The organism is Sphingobium chungbukense, from assembly GCF_001005725.1.
GTDB classification, from domain to species: domain Bacteria; phylum Pseudomonadota; class Alphaproteobacteria; order Sphingomonadales; family Sphingomonadaceae; genus Sphingobium; species Sphingobium chungbukense.
On record NZ_LBIC01000009.1, the window covers coordinates 54,689 to 72,635 of the forward strand.

At 60.9% G+C, this 17,947-nt stretch carries 8 protein-coding genes; 6 read left to right on the forward strand and 2 right to left on the reverse strand.

The annotated features are described in order from the left end of the window. Positions 1–248 precede the first annotated feature (248 nt). The 6 genes from YP76_RS18255 to YP76_RS27170 all read left to right on the forward strand — a co-directional run bounded on the left by YP76_RS18255 (position 249) and on the right by YP76_RS27170 (position 15,650). On the forward strand, positions 249–1,013 hold the full coding sequence (locus tag YP76_RS18255) for a metallophosphoesterase (RefSeq protein ID WP_046765041.1): 765 nt from the start codon (positions 249–251) through the stop codon (positions 1,011–1,013). Positions 1,014–1,398: 385 nt separating this feature from the next. After that, the gene (locus YP76_RS27885; RefSeq protein ID WP_046765042.1) at positions 1,399–10,098 is read left to right on the forward strand and encodes an autotransporter-associated beta strand repeat-containing protein; all 8,700 of its coding nucleotides are present in this window, start codon (positions 1,399–1,401) and stop codon (positions 10,096–10,098) included. A gap of 1,068 nt (positions 10,099–11,166) precedes the next feature. Continuing rightward, on the forward strand, positions 11,167–11,649 hold the full coding sequence (nusG, locus tag YP76_RS18265) for a transcription termination/antitermination protein NusG (RefSeq protein ID WP_198147529.1): 483 nt from the start codon (positions 11,167–11,169) through the stop codon (positions 11,647–11,649). Between the two features lie 67 nt (positions 11,650–11,716). Next, positions 11,717–13,021 carry a sugar transferase gene (locus YP76_RS18270; protein WP_198147530.1) on the forward strand — a complete coding sequence of 435 codons (1,305 nt, stop codon included), beginning with the start codon at positions 11,717–11,719 and terminating at the stop codon, positions 13,019–13,021. Between the two features lie 135 nt (positions 13,022–13,156). Beyond that, positions 13,157–14,980, forward strand: a complete 1,824-nt coding sequence (gene glmS / locus YP76_RS18275; RefSeq protein ID WP_046765043.1) for a glutamine--fructose-6-phosphate transaminase (isomerizing) — start codon at positions 13,157–13,159, stop codon at positions 14,978–14,980. 409 nt (positions 14,981–15,389) lie between these two features. Continuing rightward, positions 15,390–15,650 carry an excalibur calcium-binding domain-containing protein gene (locus YP76_RS27170; protein ID WP_232307618.1) on the forward strand — a complete coding sequence of 87 codons (261 nt, stop codon included), beginning with the start codon at positions 15,390–15,392 and terminating at the stop codon, positions 15,648–15,650. A 637-nt stretch (positions 15,651–16,287) separates the two neighbouring features. On the opposite strand, the gene YP76_RS18285 is transcribed toward YP76_RS27170, so the two are convergent. Both YP76_RS18285 and YP76_RS18290 read right to left on the reverse strand, forming a co-directional pair. Beyond that, complete coding sequence (locus tag YP76_RS18285; protein WP_046765045.1) at positions 16,288–17,115, reverse strand: hypothetical protein; 828 nt, start codon at positions 17,113–17,115, stop codon at positions 16,288–16,290. A 195-nt stretch (positions 17,116–17,310) separates the two neighbouring features. Next, the gene (locus YP76_RS18290; RefSeq protein ID WP_046765046.1) at positions 17,311–17,565 is read right to left on the reverse strand and encodes a hypothetical protein; all 255 of its coding nucleotides are present in this window, start codon (positions 17,563–17,565) and stop codon (positions 17,311–17,313) included. Between the last annotated feature and the right edge of the window lie 382 nt (positions 17,566–17,947).

Sequence of the window (17,947 nt, forward strand, 5' to 3'; positions counted from 1 at the left end):
GGCCTTCTGCGCGTGCCTGCATGTCCACAGGCCCATTATCCCGATCATCACAAATGCCGTCGCTTTCACCTGGTCAAATTAAACAGCCATAATCCGATGGATCCCTTCCCCACCCCCTTTCCCATTCACCATGCCGTCATCTTTCGGTTCACCCGAGCTGGGCATGGCCTCTTGCAAGCGCGACTGCTCCGGCATGCAAAGTCGCTATGCGCCGGATGCAGCCGGCCCGACGGGTCGGGAGGAAAGGCGTGATATTTCGGCGATGGTTCTGGCGAGGAAAGGTGGAGCAATGGGACAGCCTCGCTCCACAGGGCGAGCGCATCTATGCCATCGGCGATGTCCACGGCCGGTTCGACCTGCTCGAAGACATGCTCGGCCAACTCGAAAAAGACTGTCGGGACGCGGATGCCGACGTCATACGCCTCATTTTGCTGGGGGATCTTATCGACCGGGGTCCCGCTTCACAGGCCGTTGTCGAAAGGGCCATGCAGGCAAGCGGTCAATTTCGCCCGTTTCATTGGCTGACGGGCAATCATGAAGAGATGCTTCTCGCCGCCCTTGACGGCAATATCCCGGCCCTGCGTCAGTTCATTCGTGCTGGAGGCCAAGCCTGCCTGATCAGTTATGGGCTTGACCCGGTCGAATATCAGCGCGCCTCGCTCGAGCAGCTGAGCCTTGCGCTCCCAGACCTCATCCCGCCTGCCCATCAGCAATTTCTGAGGCGCGGGGAAGACCTCATCATCCGCGGCGATTATGTCTTCGCGCATGCCGGTATCCGGCCGGGATTGCCGATTCAGCGGCAACGGCAACAAGATTTGCGATGGATCAGGAACGACTTCCTGAGCGCGGGGCATTTTGAGGGTCTCACTATCGTCCACGGCCATACGATCTCCCCCAATCCTGTGAACCTGCACCACAGGATCGGCATCGACACAGGAGCCTTCCAGACCGGGCGGCTTAGCGCGGTGGCCCTGGAGGGCAATCGACGCTGGTTCCTCGAAGCCCGGGCATAGCGGCAGGCTGCATACAGGCATTCCAGGGCAAGGCGGCTTGCCAGTGCAGTCCGCCTGCCGTGCCTCGCCAGATGTCAATGCAGCATTGCGGATCCGATTCCTTCATTGAAGGACGGCCTAATACCATTATCCCAAAGGAATCCTGTTAGCATAAGCCGGATCGGGTTACGCCAATACATAAGCATCCATTTGGTTCCATGAGTCTTTTATTCGTGATTCCTTCCATACCGGACTATACACAAGCATTCAAGAAAGCTATCGATTTGCCGATTCTAAGGCTTGCCTGTCACAGGTTAGTCGCGGGTCGATGCTGTCTGGGGTCAGGGCATTTCGCGGCCCGTGGCTGACGCGGGCGCATGCGGTCTGTACGAACAGGGGAAACGACATGAAAATCGGTGCGCTTCAAACGGTCAGTTCTGCGGCATTGGCCATCGCATTGGCAGTATCCCCTGCCCAGGCGCAGGTCACGACATGGCTCGGCGGAACGGTGGGCGCCGAGCAGGATTGGTCGACAGGGACAAATTGGTCCGGCGGCGTTCCGGCCAGTGGCAGCGACGCCCGGATCGATGGCGCAGCGTCGCCGAGCGTCAGCCTGAGCGCTGGAGCGGGACAAGCAAATATTCTGAGGATCGGAACCGGGGCCAACGGCCTCCTTCAGATCAGTAATGGCGCGAGCCTTGAAACAAACACCGGCATGATGGGGAGCAACGCCGGAAGCGCGGGTGTCGCGTCCATCACCGGCGCCGGAACGAACTGGACGAGTGAGTGGCTGTTTCTCGGTCTCCAGGGGGCAGGCACGCTTGACGTCTCGGATGGCGCGCACGCTGAGAGCGCGATCCTGGCTCTTGGAGCCAATCCCACCGGGAGCGGATTTCTGACGATAAGCGGCGGCGGCTCCGTCGCGACGAACTCCGCGGTCATCGGGGATCAGGGCATTGGCAACGTGATCGTCAATGGCGGCGCTCTTACGGCGGCGGCACTGTCGGTGGGCAATTATGCCGGGGCGACAGGGAATGTGATCCTCGTCGGGCCGGGCTCATCCCTGACGTCATCCTCGGCCACCATGGTGGTGGGCGGATCGGGCTCTGGCTATGTCAATGTGTGGAACGGGGCTTCGGTGCTCTCGAGCGGCACCCTCAATATCGGCACTTACGCCGGCTCCCATGGTGAGGTTGTCGTCAGTGGCGCCGGCAGCTCGATTGATGCCGCGTCGACGACAAGCGCAGCCATGATCCTGGGAGACCGGGGCACAGGCGTGCTCAACATCTCCGATGGCGGCACTGTCAATGTCGTGGGAGGTTCTGGAACGCTCAGAATTGCATCGCAATCCGGTTCTGCAGCTGAACTTCGCATCGGCGGAAACGGCGCTGCGGCTGCCGCAGGCTCGCTCAACGCGCAAAACGTCGTCTTCGGCGCCGGTGAGGGCGCAATCCTCTTCAATCACACCGACGCAGATTATCAGTTCGCCGCCAATATCCTCGGCAGCGGCAGCATCCAGCAGCTGGCTGGCACGACGAGGCTTCTCGGGCTCAATAGTTATACGGGAGGGACTACAATCACCGGGGGCAGGCTGATCGGCGACAGCGACAGTCTGACAGGATCGATTTCATTGAATTACCCTGGTCATCTCGAGTTCGATCAGGCCAGTGACGGGATCTTCGCCGGACAGATTACGGGATTTGGCGATGTCACCAAGAGCGGTGCGGGTCAGCTGACGCTGGCGGGCGGCAACAGCGTGCGGTCCTTGTCAGTCACCGAGGGCAGCCTCCTGGTGAGCGCAGATCTCTCCAGCAACAGCGGAAAAATTGATGGCGAGCTCAATCCGATCGTTAAAGTCAGCGGGAGCGCGGCCAGCTGGGCAAGCAACGGGCTCCTCAACGTGGGCGACGCCGCGCAGGGAACCTTGCAGATCAGCGGCGGCGGCCAGGTTTCAAGCCGCGCGGGCGTGATCGGCGGACTTGGTGGATCGGTCGGCCATGTCACCATCGAAGGCGCCGGATCGCAATGGTCCTCCGTCCCCGGTAGCGGCCCGCTCACCATCGGTCAGCTTGGCGCTGCCTATGTGGATATCGAGGATGGCGGCGCGCTTTATACCCAGGGCGCCAATATCGCCACTTTCGGCTCAGGCAAGGGCGTCGTCACGCTGAGCGGGGCAGGTTCCACCTGGCAGAATAATGGTTCGCTCGTCGTTGGCCAGGTCGGCGCGGGCCAGGGCTCGGGCAATTTCGTGAATGTGCTGGACGGGGCCGCCCTTGCAACAGACCAGCTCCTGATCGGTGGCGACGATAATTTCAACGGCAGCGGCATTGTGCAGGTGAGCGGCGCAGACTCCTCGCTGGTGGCGCGCACGGCAGCGAGCGTCGGTCATGGCGGCGTCGGCACGCTGGTCGTGGCGGACGGCGGCGTCGTGGATGTCGAGGCGGCCGGTATAAGCGGCGCAGGCATTTTGTCGGTTGGCCTTCGCCCAGGGTCTGTCGGCACCCTGGCGATAGGAGCCATGAGCGACGAGGCTGCCCAGGCGGCGGGCCTTGTGAAGGCCAGCGCGATTGTCCTTGGGAGCAGCTTCGACCGGATCGTTCTCAATCATACCGATGACGCCTATGTGCTGTCATCGACGATCGCGGGAGCGGGCTCCCTCAACGTCTATGGCGGGACGAGCAGCCTCACGGGCAGCAACAGCTATACAGGCGGTACGTTCATCCGCGGCGGCGTCCTTGAGATCGCGTCCGAAGGCGCCCTCGGCACCGGAGCGGTGGAGATCGGAGGTGGTTCCACGCCAACCGCGACGCTGCGCTTCGCGGCCGACACCGACTTCACCCGGGACATTCATCTTGCCACCAACACGTCGCGGCTCGACGTAGGGGATCATGACGTCATCCTCTCGGGCGACATTTCAAGTGGCGCAACTGTCAGCCTTCAGAAAAATGGTGCAGGTTCGCTCACTCTTCGCGGCGCCAACAGCTATCTTGGCAATACATGGCTCAATGAGGGTTCGCTGATCGGCGATGCCGACAGCTTTGCGAACGGATTCATTGTCACCGCAGATGACACCCGCCTCATCCTTGACGAGGGCTCTGACACAATTTTCGCCAATCAGATCCGGGGCACGGGCACCTTCGTAAAGCGCGGCCTGGGAACCGTCGACCTGACGGCAGAGAATGGCTTTTCGGGCGGAATGGTCGTTGAGGCAGGCATCCTCACCACAAGCGTCACCGGCGCCTTTGGCGCGGGAACAGTCGATGTGCATGCGGGCGCTGGCGCTCGTGTCGGCGGTGTCGCGGAAGCTGGTCATATTCGCGTTTCCAACGACGGCGATTTCAGCTTTGAGGGCGAAGCCACCGGCGCGCAGGCCCGTATCGTCAATGCCGCTACCGGCCAGCTCTTCATTGATGACCTCGCCAGCGCCGGCACCAGCATCGGCAGCGTATCGGGCGAAGGCAGCGTCGTTCTTGGAAGCAAGTCCCTGACCCTGGGCGGGCTCAACCAGGATGATGTGATTTCGGGCGTCATATCCGGTTCGGGCGGCTCGCTCGTCAAGACCGGTTCCGGCGCTTTGACCTTGAGCGGCGCCAACACCTATTCCGGTGGCACGACGCTCCTCTCCGGCACGCTGGGCCTCGGCCATAGCGGAGCGCTGGGATCGGGCGGTCTCGTCATGGCAGGCGGCACGACACTCGACTATCTCGTGAGCGGCGACTTTGGCGATGAGGTCCGCCTGGTTCTTGACGGCAATGCGAAGCTGAACGTCGGCTCGGGCCTCACCGTCAACCAGAATGGCGCGCTCTTGGGAACAGGAGGATTTGAAAAGACAGGCGCAGGCACCCTGCATCTCTGGTCGCCTGTCGCCTATGGCTTCGCGCCCAGCGAGCCAGGCAACTCCTATGAGGGTGACACGACCGTCTCGGCCGGACAGCTGGTTCTCCACGGCCCCAACGCGATCAGCGACCTCTCGGGCGTCACGGTGGCTTCCGGCGCCGGGATGCTGCTTTCGAGCGACTATTATGGCAATGGCGAAACGATCGGCTCGCTCGCTGGCGCCGGCCTCGTTGATCTTGGCACGCGCGAGCTGATCACCGGCGGTAATGGCCGATCGACGATTTTCTCCGGCAATATCCAGGGAACTGGTACGCTCGTGAAGACGGGCGCGGGGGCGATGACCCTTGCCAGCGACCAATCCTACACAGGTCCGACCTTCGTCGAGGGCGGCCGCCTCACCGTCAACGGAGCACTGGCCTCTGGCTATGTAGGGGTCGATGACGGCGCGAGCCTGGGCGGGGCGGGAACGATCGCCGGGGACGTTTTCGTCAACAGCGGTGGCCGAATCCTGGGGACTTCGGGCCAAACCCTCACAATGAACGACCTGACGCTTGGCGCAGGATCGATGATCGACGCTAATCTTGCCTCGCCAAGCGAAACCGGTCTGCTTCGCGTCAATGGCGATCTTCGTCTCAATGGTGCCACGCTCAACGTCATCTCAGCGGGCGGGACTGCCCTTGATGCTGGCGTCTATCGCGTCATCGAATATGGCGGCGCGCTGTACAACAATACGCCGCTCGGCATCAGTTCCTACCCTTCGTCCATGGCGCTTGGTGACCTTGGCATCCAGACGGCTGTTGCAGGCCAGGTCAACCTTGTCAGCGCACAGGGTCTAACGCTCAATTTCTGGGACGGCAGCGCCGCTGCCAATCTCAACAACGGCATTGTCGATGGAGGCGATGGCCTCTGGTCGGCGTCAGCGCATAGCTGGACCGATATGGACGGCGCCGTCACTCTCACCAGAGCCACCAATGCGATGGCTGTCTTCCAGGGCGCAGCCGGTCATGTCACAGTGGACGGAACGATCGCGACAAACGGCATCCAGTTTGCCGTCGATGGATATGATCTGGCAGGCGGCATCCTCGACATCGGCGCTGGCAACACCATCCGCGTGGGCGACGGCACCGCGGAGGGTGCCGCCTATGGCGCTGTGATCGGATCCACCATCCAGGGCAATGGCACCCTGGCGAAAACCGACCTTGGCACCCTGACGCTGACCGGTGACAACAGCTATGAGGGCGGCACCGTCATCTATGCCGGTACCCTTGTGGGATCGAGCGGCAGTTTGGGCAGCGGAGACATTCTCACCGCCGGCGCCCTCGTTATCGATCAGGACGACAACGGCACCCTTGCCCAGGATATCAGCGGCCTTGGTACATTGACCAAGACCGGATCGGGCACACTCGCGCTCACAGGCGCCAACAGCTATCATGGAGGCACGACGCTCAACGGCGGCGGTATCGTCACGAGGACGACTGGCGGGCTTGGCACCGGCAATGTGAATGTCCTCTCGGGCCTGCTGAGTTTTGAAGAGGGCGCTACGGCTGGATCGCTCGGCATCGCCAATGACGGAACGGTCGAGTTTACCGACACAGCTTCTGCTGCAGACGCACAGATCGCCAATCGCGGTCAGACCAGTTTCTGGAACGAAGCGACCGGCGGCGCTGCGCTGATCGTCAACAGCGATGGCGGCGACACCAACTTCTTCGACACGTCCTCGGCCGGAACGGCGCGCATCAGCAACAGCGGCGCGGGCAGCGAGGTCTGGTTCTTCGACGCCGCAACCGCCGGGTCGGCCAGTCTCACCAACGATGGTGGCCGCCTCATCTTCCGCAACACCTCTTCGGCAGGGCAGGCCTCGATCAACAATGTTGCAGGGACGATCATCTTTGCCGATGCGTCGAGCGCCGATGAAGCCACGATCACGCATGGCGGGGGCACCCTCTCCCTTGCCAATCTCACCACCGGAGGACTTGCCATCGGATCGCTCGATGGCGCGGGCGCGGTAAATCTTGCTGACAAGACCCTGACGCTAGGTGGCCTCAACGCCGACAATCTCCTCTCAGGCGCCATTTCCGGCGAGGGCGGTTCGCTCGTCAAGATCGGGACGGGAACCCTTACCCTTGAGGGCGTCAACGACTATTCGGGCACGACACTCGTCAGCAGCGGCAGCCTCAAGGTCGACGGTTCGATCGCGACAGGGGCCACCGTCGCGGATGGGGCGACACTCTCAGGCACCGGTACGCTCGCAGGGACTGTCACGATCGCCGATGGCGGACATCTTGCCGGTCGTGCTGGCCAGACGCTCAATCTGGGTGCCCTTGCCCTTTCGGCGGGCTCGATCGTCGATCTCGAGATCGGTGCGCCAACCCAGGTCGCGGCCTTCGATGTTGCCGGGGACCTCACGCTCGACGGCACGCTCAACATGACCAGGGCTCTCGACTTCATGCCAGGGGTCACCCGCCTCTTCGACTATGGCGGCGCGCTCGTGGACAATGGCCTTGAGATTGGGTCGGTTCCCGAAGGTCTGTCGAGCCATTATCAACTTCAGACCGCAGTCCTCGGCCAGGTCAACCTCGTGAACGCGGCAGGTCTCACGCTCAACTTCTGGGACGGCAGCGCGGTCGATCATCTGAGCAACGGCCAGATCGATGGCGGCGACGGCATCTGGTCGCTCGAACATGCAAGCTGGACCGACGCAGACGGCCTCGTGAGCAAGTCGATGCAGCCGCAGCCGGGCTTCGCCATCTTTGGCGGCGCAGCCGGCACGGTCACCGTCGATAACATCCAAGGAGCGGTCGTGACCGCCGGCATGCAGTTCGCATCCGACGGCTATCTGCTGCAAGGCGATGCGCTGACCCTGGGCGAGGCTGCAACCGTGGTGAGGGTCGGGGCCGGTACGGCTACGGACGAGACCATGGTCGCCCGCATCGACGCTCAGCTGACCGGCAGCGGTGGATTGACGAAGACCGGCGCTGGAACGCTGCTCCTGGCATCCTCCAATGATTTCACCGGCGGCACGACCATCGGCGAAGGCACGGTCGTCGGCACAGGAGGCAGCTTTGGCAGCGGCGCGATCGTCAATGAGGCTCGTCTGGTCCTGGCGCAGGACAGCGACGGGACGCTCGCCAATGATCTTTCCGGTTCTGGATCGTTCGTCAAAGCCGGAGCAGGCACGCTCACCTACTCAGGGGATGGCCATGCCTATGATGGCACGACGTCCATCGAAGAGGGCACGCTGCTTCTGACCGGTTCGCTTGGAGGCAGCAGCCAGATACTGGCAGGCGCGACGCTCCAGGTCGGCGACGGCGCAGCCGCTGGCGATTTGCTTGGCGCGACACGCAATGACGGCACGCTCATCTTCGCACGCTCGGACGATTATGACTATGAGGGCGCCCTCTCAGGTGCAGGATCGCTGATCAAGCGCGGGGATGGTCTCCTGACGCTGTCAGGAGAATATAGCTACACGGGTTCGACGGTCGTTGAGGCAGGAAGGATCGCGCTTAACTCCGTACTCGATCCGGCCACGAATCTCGTCATGACCGGCGGGTCGTTCGAACTGGGCGATCAGCATCAGGAAGTCTCGAGCCTCAGCGGAACGGACGGCACCATCGCCATCGGCTCATCTGGCCAACTTACCGTCAACCAGTCGGTCAACACCGAGTTCGCCGGTGGGTTCACAGGGTCGGGAACCTTCGTCAAGACCGGCGATGGCCGGCTCAACCTGACAGGTGACAGTCAGACTTTCACCGGCTCGACCCTGGTTCAAGGTGGGCGCCTTGCGGTCAACGGCACCCTTGGCGGCCTTGTCGGCGTCTCGGGAACAGGCAGCATCGGAGGCAACGGCACGATCGGTGGGCTCGTCGTCCAGAATGGCGGCACGGCTGCACCGGGCAATTCGATCGGTCTTCTTCATGTCGCCGGCAATGTGACCTTTGAGGCCGGGTCCATATTCGAGGTCGAGGCGAGCCCGGATCTGGGCACGGATGGATTTGGCATCGCCGACCGGATCGAGGTTGCCGGAACGGCCGCCATCGAGGGTGGGACGGTCCAGGTGGTTGCAGAGGGCAGCAATTATGCTCCCGAGACGACCTACAAGATCCTCTCTGCCAATGGAGGCGTTATCGGCACATTCGAAGGGTCGGCGGACAATTATGCCTATCTCGACAGCTGGCTGAGCTATGACCAGAAGAATGTCTATCTCAGCCTGATGCGCAACGATATCGACTTTGCGGCGGCGGTTTCCACGCCCAACCAGAAGTCGACCGCGAGCGCTGTGGAAGCATTGGGCTTCACCAATGAAATCTACCGTGCGGCAATCAGGCTGAGCGAGACCGAAGCCGGCAACGCCTTCGACCAGCTCTCGGGCGAGATCCACATGTCGGCGACGACGGCTCTCTATGAAGACAGCCGCCAGTCGCGTTCGGCAGTCCTGGGGCGCTTGAGCAATGCTCACCAATCGGGCGTCGGCTTCTGGATGCAGAACATCAGCAACTGGGGCAAGAGTGACGGCAATCGCAATTCCGCGTCCGTTGATCGCGACACCACCGGCGCGCTGTTGGGCGTCGATATTGCCGCTGGCGATCACTGGACACTGGGCGTCGCGGGTGGGTGGACCCAGACCGACCTGCGTTCCTCGGCGGGAAGCGGCAAGATTGAGAGTGCCAATTTCCTTGGCTATGCAGGCGCGCAATATGGGCGCGCGCGGATCAAGATGGGTCTGGGCTATTCCACGGCCGATCTCGACCTTCGCCGCCAGATCAGCTTCAGCGGATTCCAGGACAGTGCGAGTGCCCGTTATGACGGAGACGTCTATCAGGCCTTCGGCGAGATCGGTTATGCCTTGCCGCTGGGCCGGGGCGAGTTTGAGCCATTCGCGAACCTGACCACGGTGAAGGTCAAGACCGACGCCTTCTCCGAAAGCGGCGGTCCGGCGAGCCTGGCCGTCGACAAGCGGTCGGACACGTTCACTTCCTCCACCATCGGTGCACGGCTCGCCACTCCGGCGACCGGTCTCGTTGCGGCCAAGGCCATGCTGGGCTGGCGGCATGTCTATGGCGACACCGTCGCTGTGGGCCGCAACCAGTTTGCAGGCGGCCTGCCTTTCGCCGTCAGCGGGGCGCCCATCTCCCGTGACGCAGGATTGTTCGATGCGGAGGCCATGCTGCGCCTGACTCCCGCAATCACCTTGAGTGCAACCTATAACGGCATGATCGGAACGACCTCCGTGGATCACTCGGTCGCGGGCAGGATTTCCTTCCGCTTCTAGACCCACCTCCAGGCGGCGGGGACGGCACCTGCTGACTGGTAACGGATCAGGAGCAGTTGATCATTAAATGTGATCGGCTGCTCCTTTCCGACGAACATTCCTGATTATCCGGTCCCACGATCGATCTAAAACGCATCCGTATTTCTTCGTGAGATAGTGGCAGTGGAATAGCGCCCATGCGGTGTTTGTCTGAGCCGCGTAATTCGTGCAGCCCAGATACTTCGGACGAAAGAAAGCAGTCAGGATATCGCTCGATCATCTCATTGAGTCCCTCTTGGGTTCCTGAAGGATTGACATGTAATCGCTCCAAAGCATCTATTCCGGACGCTCATACCCAGGTCGGGTTGCCTGGGACGACTCACGCTTCCAGATGCCAGCACACAGGTGGCGCACACCGACCAGCTCCCTTCCATAACTCGCCATGCCTTCGCCAACCGTGAGCACGCCTTCGCCCATCGCCGAAGCTGCCAAACGGCATTCACAATTTTGGAATGCCCGATCGGAAACACCTCTACCGACGCAGCTTTGGCCAGAACGACCACAGTCCGGCAGCGCCAGGGAAATGGCCCGTTGATCGTTTGGGAAGGTCGGCTCCCATAGGTTGCTGCCATGGCCCTCGCTTTGCTGGGCTATGCCGACGGCGCTTGCGGGTCAGTGGTCGCACATCACTGCTTGGTACAACAAGCAGAAGCAATGCGAGGAGTAGCGGTCACATCAGGACCCGCGCCGCCCGAAATCATGCATCGCGCGGGATGGAGCTCGGCAGCAGACGCGCGCGACGGACGGTGCATACTTGACGCATTAGGCATCCAATCCTATGCGGCATTTGAAACATAGATAAAGCATTCGATATTGATTCGAGAAGCAATGCTGCGTTTCGATGTTTCTTGGTGGTTGAATCAATTGCGTTCCCGATCCGCCTCACCTGTGGATCCATAAACAATCGAGTTGATGATGGTGACGGTGCAAGAATTTGCGGTTGAGGAAGGCTTGACCACTGGGATGAAGCTGGCTGGCGCATCGTCCAGGCGAGCGCGGGGCGTTTTAGCCGCAGGCGCCCGCTGGTACGTGGCCCAGACGCACCCGCGCAGCGAACAGCTCGGCCAATCGCATCTTGAACGCCAGAACTTCCGCTGCTTCATCCCGCGATTTCAGACGACGCGACGTCAGGCCCGACGCTCCGTCACGGTAATGGCGCCGCTCTTTCCCGGCTATATCTTCGTCGAATTCTGTCCGACACGGGATCGGTGGCAATCGATCAACGGCACGGTGGGCATAAAACATTTGGTCGGGGCCTCGCAGGGACGGCCAACACCAATGCCTGCCAGCGCGATGAACGCGATCTTCGAACGGTGCGACGGCGACGAGGTCAAAAGCCTCGTACCTGACCTTCGTGTGGGCGACCAGATCCGCATAACCGGGGGGCCATTTTCCGATCAGCTCGCCGCCATTGAATCGCTCGACCACCATGGCCGGGTTCGGGTCCTACTCGACATATTGGGCCGCGCCACCCGGGTGGAAGTGCCATTGCGCAGCGTTAGTCCGGCCTGATCGGGCCGCAGCGCAAGAGCGTCAGGCCGGTGCGCTGGGAGGAGCCGGGCTTCTAGGGGATAAGCTGATGACCGTACATCCATTTCACCTGCACCAGCAGGGAGCATATCGGCAAAGCCGTATACGCAAGGTCGTCCACCAGCTCGTTTCGAGCAATCGCGTCGCCATTATTGGCGTTCTGCTGCTCGGTGTCGTGATACCTGAACTTCTGCACCCTCTCTTTGCCTCGGAGCAAGCATGGGCCCGTCCGATCGCGCCCCTCGATCCGATGCTTTATGCAACAGCAGCCGCGCTGCTCCTCGCGCACCTGATGTTGCGCCGAACCAGCCCCCTGCCCTTCGTCGATGCGAAGATCATCATTCTCCCGGTATTCACGGTCGCCTTTGCGACGGTGATGTTCCTCATGAGCCTTATCTTCCGAAAGCTCGGCTTCTATCACCTGGCGACAGGCTTCCTGGCAGGCATCATATGGAACACGGGGCTTACCGTCCTGCGTTCGCGCCTGGGGTGTCCGGTGCTGGCCCTTGTCGGCATCCCGGAGGTTACGTCTGAGATGCAGGCTGCCAGGGTGATCTGGCTCCCATGGAACCAGACCCGAATGCCGTCTGGCGTTCACGCCATCGTTTACGACAGCAGTCGCGACTATCCACCGGCCTGGGAGCGCTTTTTCGCGCGCGCAGTGCTGCGCAATATTCCCGTTTATGATCTTGATCATGTAAGCGAGATGATGACGGGCCGGGTGCGGCTGCGTTCCAAGCCCGAGCTTGTCTTCGGCCAACTCCTGCCCTCGCTTCCCTATCTGCGGCTTAAGCGCATCCTTGATTTCTCACTGGCCCTCTTCCTCCTGCCGGTTGTGCTCCTGATCCTCGCCTGTTGCTGCCTGTTGATCAGGCTCGAAAGCCGTGGTTCGCCGATTTTCCGACAGACCCGCGTCGGATATCAGGGCAGGCTGTTCACCTGCTACAAGCTGCGCACGATGCGCAACGACGTCGCGGGACCACTTTACACTCAGGAGCGCGACCCAAGGATCACGCGCTTGGGGCATTTCCTGCGCATGTCGAGGCTCGATGAGTTGCCGCAGATCTTCAACGTGCTGTTCGGCGACATGAGCTGGATCGGCCCGCGTCCCGAGGCGCTACGGCTCTCGCGCGACTATGATCGTTCGATTCCCTTCTATTGCTACCGGCATAGCGTTCGTCCGGGCATCTCGGGTTGGGCGGCTGTTCATCAGGGGAATGTGGCGCTGGCCGATGCCGTCACCGTCAAGCTGGAATATGACTTCTACTATATCAAATATTTTTCAATCTGGCTGGATTTCGCGATCATTCTCATGACGGTCCGCACCATGGTCACAGGCTTTGGATCGCGCTGATCCATAAGCCCGGCAAGGCATTCTTGCCGCGCAGAACGCTAACGGCTCCCGACCGCCCCAGGCATGAAAGCAAGCCGCGCCGGGCCGCGCCAGCCGGCTACTAACTTTGGTAATCTTGGATTGGGGAAATTTTTCATGTGCGGCATAATCGCCATCGCAGGCAAAGGTGACGCCGCTGGGCGGCTCGTCGATGGCCTAAAGCGCCTTGAATATCGCGGCTATGACAGTGCTGGTGTCGCGACGCTCCACAATCATGCCATCGACCGGCGGCGGGCAGAAGGCAAGCTTGCCAATCTTGTAGACGTGCTGGAGAGGGAGCCTCTCTCAGGGTCCACGGGCATCGGACACACGCGTTGGGCAACGCACGGCATGCCTACAACCGCCAACGCGCACCCGCATGCGACCGAAGAGGTCGCGCTCGTACACAATGGCATCATCGAGAATTTCAAGCCGCTGCGCGAGGAGCTGATGACGCGCGGCCACAGCTTCGAGAGCCAGACCGACACGGAGGTGGTCGCCCATCTGCTGAGCGAACTGATCGAGGAGGGGGCCACGCCTCGTCAGGCGATCGCGCAGGTCCTGCCGCACCTGCATGGCGCGTTCGCGCTCGCGATCCTGTTCCGTAGCCATCCCGACATGCTGATTGGCGCGCGCCTCGGATCGCCGCTCGTTGTCGGCTATGGCGATGGGGAGACTTATCTCGGATCGGATGCCCTCGCGTTGGCGTCGCTTACCCAGCGCATTGCTTATCTCGAGGAAGGGGACTGGGTCATTGTCACCCCTGACGGAGCGGAAATCTTCGACAAGTACAATCAGCCGGTGGAACGGCCCGTCACCGTCTCAGGCGTCACCGGAGAACTTATCTCCAAGGGCAATCATCGTCACTACATGCTCAAGGAGATTTACGAGCAGCCCGTCGTCGTCGCCCAGACACTGCGCTCTTATCTACGCAGGATGGACGACCAGCTCGCATTGCCCGTTCCCGATTTTGACCTAGACGCAATTCGACGCGTGACGATCGTGGCATGCGGGACCAGTTATTATGCCGGCATGGTTGCCAAATATTGGTTCGAGCAGTTCGCCCGCGTCCCTGTCGATATCGATGTCGCCAGTGAATTTCGCTACCGTGCGCCGGTCATGGCAGATGGCGGGCTGATGATCGTGATCAGCCAGTCCGGCGAGACCGCTGATACGCTCGCGGCTCTGCGTCATGCCAAAGCTGAAGGCCAGAAGATCGCCGCGGTGGTCAATGTGCCCACGAGCAGCATGGCACGGGAAGCCGACCTCCTGCTTCCCACGCATGCCGGGCCTGAAATCGGTGTTGCTTCCACCAAGGCCTTTACCTGCCAGCTCGCCGTTCTTGCCGCCTTTGCCGCCAATCTCGCGCGCGCGAAGGGACGGCTCAACCCAGGTGAAGAAAGGGAGCTTGTCCGTCATCTCGCCGAGGCACCGGCAGCGCTCAACGCAGCGCTCGCCTACGACGAAACGATCGAGGCGATGGCTGATCTCGTGGCCCATGCCAGGGATGTACTTTATCTTGGACGCGGCCCCGATTATCCGCTCGCGCTCGAAGGAGCGCTCAAACTCAAGGAGATCAGCTATATTCACGCAGAGGGCTATGCCGCGGGAGAGATGAAACATGGTCCGATCGCACTCATCGACGACACTGTGCCGGTGATCGTCCTGGCGCCTAGCGGTCCTCTGTTCGAAAAGACGGTCAGCAACATGCAGGAGGTCCAGGCACGCGGTGGCAAGGTGGTGCTCATCTCCGACTATGACGGGGTGCAGGCGGCGGGTGAAGGCTGCATTGCCACCATCACCATGCCCAAGGTCCATCCCCTGATCGCGCCGATGGTCTACGCCGTGCCCGTGCAGTTGCTCGCCTATCATGTGGCGCTGGCCAAGGGGACGGATGTCGATCAACCGCGCAATCTGGCCAAATCCGTCACAGTGGAATGACAAGGACTGGTCCGGAACAGCAAAGCGTGTCGATTGGAGTCATTCATGCCGTGCCGGATCAATGACGGCTGGTCGGCAATCCTGGACAGATCTTCGCCTGGTCTTTGTCGAGCGACCGCTGGATGTTCCTGTCACGAGCGTTCTCGCCGGATTGGCACCGCCCTCACGCTCGAGCGCTGGCGGCGCGCGCACTACTATGCGCATGCCGCAAATGGAAAAGAGCAACAGCCGTGGGCAAAAAGGGTAGCGCCGGAGTTGAAACGGTGGACATGATGCTCGCCCCTCAGGCTTCTTCAAAGGGCTGCGGTCTCGCGGTCGTAAAAGATTCCGCTTCACAGAAAAAACCATGAAAACGCACAGACGGAAGACCCGTATGCGACGACTAACGATATTCGGCGTGGTTGCCTTGATGGCAGTGCCTGTCCACGGACACCCGGGTGGACTGAACGCGCAAGGCTGCCACAATAACCGCAAAACTGGCGATTATCATTGCCACAAAGCATCCACCGTTCCGGGTCGCAGACAGGCATTGCCGAGCAAAGGCGGTGGACGGCGGATATTCGCCAATTGCTCGGCTGCCCGTGCCGCCGGCGCTGCCCCCGTCCGCGTCGGCGATCCAGGATATGGACGGCATCTCGATCGCGACGCCGACGGCGTGGGCTGCGAATGAGCGGAAAAATGGCGCGGTGGCGAGCCAATGATTATCGTTTCCAACCCCGCCCGGACGATCGTCGACGATAGGCTCAACGATTATAAGGACCAGCGTGGCAGAACGGACCTCTCCTTCCATGAGCCACGTTTCAGTGCACTCGAACACCTCAGCGCTGCACGCCGGGAGTCTCCCTTTGGACTGACCACCGACCTCTCCTGGCCGCCGAGGTGCCCGCTTGGTGGAGATGCTAGTGCTGCCCCGGCAGGATGCCAATCTTGTTGCCAAGGTTAATTTTGCCCTGGCAACAGTTCCAACCGGAGAACTGTACTTTGCGGAGCGGACGTTTCACTTTGCTTATTTAGACAGGCAAGCGATGGGTAGAATTGTCGCGAGCAGCGATGCTTTCGCCAAACTCCGTCGTTGTGTGGCGATGTCTAGGCTCAGGGGCATCACCACATTGTCTTTACGCAGTCACTTCAAAGATCCGGCCAGTCGGCGACGATATTTCTTTCCGTCGGATCAATCCGACCAAGCCGTTCATGAATGTCTTTGCAACCTCTATACCATATATTGGCCAGCTCATCTCATTGCGACTGACAGTTACTTTCTCGCCCAAGACGCTCGCGGGGTCACGCCCGTCGAACTTTCCCGCTCTTTAGCCAGATTTTGCCCGCACCGTGCAAAGGTCTAGCCTGGGCGCCAGCTGCTGCAGTTCGATCTGGCTTACTACCGCTGCATCGAGACCGGTAGAGGACGTGAGCCCGACCGACCGCAGGCTAGCCTGGACCGCGTTGGAGGCGGCCGGATCCTCTGCCTTGTCGAGTTTATTGCCAAGCGCCCGAATCTCGTCGGCAATCGCGCTCGGCGAATAGCTACCCACCGACATCAATCGCTCACCCACAATCGCCTGAACGGATTGGAGGCTCGAGGATACAAGCTGGAAATACTGCCTTTCCGGCTCGAGTGTTATCGTTCCACCTCCGACGATGGAGGCGAAGGGCGCCGTGCCGTTCTGCACCTGGGTGCTGATGCCCGAGGCTTCCCGTTTGATGCACATGATCGCATCCAGTGCGGCAGCGACAATCCTCGCCTTGTCCTGGGGTGCGTAATAGCTGTTGCCATGATTGAACAGCGATGCCCCGGCACCCGTCGCGATAGCAGCGTCTGGCCCCGCGCCCAGCGCCGCCGCTGTTGCTCCACCCGCCAGTGCCAGTGCTGCAGGCACCTGGAAAACCTGCCTTCCATTAGCCAACTGCTGAAATGCACAATCGTAGGAAATGCGGAAATTGTCGACGAGCTGAAGTGCCCCGGTGACGTCCGGCTCAATGGCCGCCGCTTCATCCGACGGCTTCCCAGCAGGGCATCTGCCGTTTGCCGCAATAGCCTTGTCCTCATGAACCCTGGGCGGTGCGAAGCTGGTGGTAGCGCAGCCTCCCAGCACCAGAGGCAAAGCAAATGTCGCGCACAGCAAGAACTGCTTCATCAAATCCCCCCATTCCCCTTCGGACCTGCAAACACCGTCCACGACATCCGTAGTCGGAACTGCCGCTCCCTTGTCAAGCGGGAGTTAGAAGGAGCGTCGGCAAGGCCATAAATCGGGGAACATCAAACCCATTACGAAAGCTACGGCATTTCAGAATCGCCATTCATCTACCAGGCACCGCCGAGCGCTACGCGGCTAAGGACTGGCGGGGCTGCCTTTGTCATCCGCTCGTGCGACGGCAGCCACTGTAACGGCGGTTGCCGTGATGCCGCCGATAATCAACGCCGTCAACAGCACTGGTGCAATGCGCTCGCCCTTCTTGACGGGGGTTGAAGCCCTGACCTTCTTGGAAAAGCTAGGCTTGACATTGCTAGTAACTGCCTGAGCGGGGATCGCACATCCCAATGCTGCGACCGCAGCCCCTGCGACCAAGGATTTGATCAGAGACATTATCATTCTCCCGTTTGATTATTTGCGAATGCCATGCAACACATGGAGAGGCAAGTGAAATGGCATGAATCACGCACATCACATCATCACTGAGTACAACCGGTCAGCTTGTAGATTCGCTCAATGCATGACAGCTCGAAACGCCACATAGCATAGTCTGATGATTTCGGTTAGAAAACTGGTGATCAGATATTTGTATCGATGCTTCTTCCGTCCCGCAGACAGCGTACTGCTCACACACTGTCCAAGATGTTAGGAAGTACCGACGTCATACCCGCGCTCATGCCCGAACGTCCCGGGTACATGCAGCATATTTACCCCGGCCTCTTCAGCCCGATCACGTCATTGGGTATGACAGCCCCGAGAAATGAATGCCCCCTGC